2 protein-coding genes are annotated in these 1,064 nt (G+C 31.6%); both read left to right on the top strand.

Going from position 1 to position 1,064, the window contains the following annotated elements:
• The coding region (locus AC1DPQ_RS28650) for a hypothetical protein (RefSeq protein ID WP_477611699.1) at nucleotides 1–407 on the top strand (407 nt) is incomplete at its 5' end.
• The coding region (locus AC1DPQ_RS28645; RefSeq protein WP_477611698.1) for a sensor histidine kinase at nucleotides 386–1,064 on the top strand (679 nt) is incomplete at its 3' end. The genes AC1DPQ_RS28650 and AC1DPQ_RS28645, both read left to right, overlap by 22 nt.

Below are 1,064 nucleotides of genomic sequence, written 5' to 3'. Positions count from 1 at the left end.
GGCTTTATGCCGTAAAATCATTTAAGGATAAAAGACTATTTTGGATACTCTCTTTGTTGTACATAATTTCATTTATACTCAGCAGATTATTCTTTAAGGAAAGTAAAGTATATTTTTCCTTTAGCTATACTTTTGGATGTTTACTCTTAATGTTTTTGGTTATCAAAGAATATTATAATCAGGTAAACTCAATCAACATTCTCAACTTTCAAGAAAATAGAATGTTTTATATTAATTTAGGCGTAACCTTATTCTATATCGGTACATTACCTTTTCTTACGTTTTATTCGTTATTGCGGGCTTATATCCAGATCTGGAATATTTATTTCGATTATTTTCTGATATCAGGGATTGTAATGTATGTATTATTCTCAATTTCATTTATATGGGGAAAACAGAGCTCTTAATTACCATCATCCTTTTTAACCTGTTTTTCGTGCTCTTTGTAGTCGCCATTATGGTCTATATTAAAAAATATAAAGAACGGAAAAGGGAATATCTGAATGAAATTAAAATCACCAACGAAATACACCAGAAGGAACTTTTAACTACCCAGTTAGAAATTCAACAGGCCACCATGCAGCAGATTGGCCGCGAATTACACGATAATATCGGGCAGAAATTAACATTGGTGAGCCTTTATACCCAGCAACTGGTGCACGAAAACAAAGTGCCTCAGGCAAGTAAAAGAATTGAGCAGATTTATCAGATCATTAATTCATCGTTGCAAGACTTGAGGAGTTTGTCGAAAAACTTAACGAACGATAATATAAGTGAAAATGAAATTGTAACTTTAATACAGGAAGAAGTGAACAACCTCAATGCTTTGAAAAAATGTAAGGTAACCTTTCAATACAATTTCGAAAGTATAGATCTGGAGTTTGTAAAAAAGAATGTATTATTAAGGATAACCCAAGAATTTCTTCAAAATAGCTTAAAACATGCGCATTGCAGCAATATCAAAATCCAGTTAAACTCTTCTCTTGAAGTTTTTTTAGCGTTAAAAATACAGGATGATGGAGTAGGATTTGATTATACTAAAGTCACTTCTGATGGTATAGGAT

Source organism: Pedobacter sp. 01T416_2 (assembly GCF_056398925.1).
The sequence above is the reverse complement of the archived record's forward strand: the minus strand, read 5'-3'. Positions and strand labels throughout refer to the sequence as shown.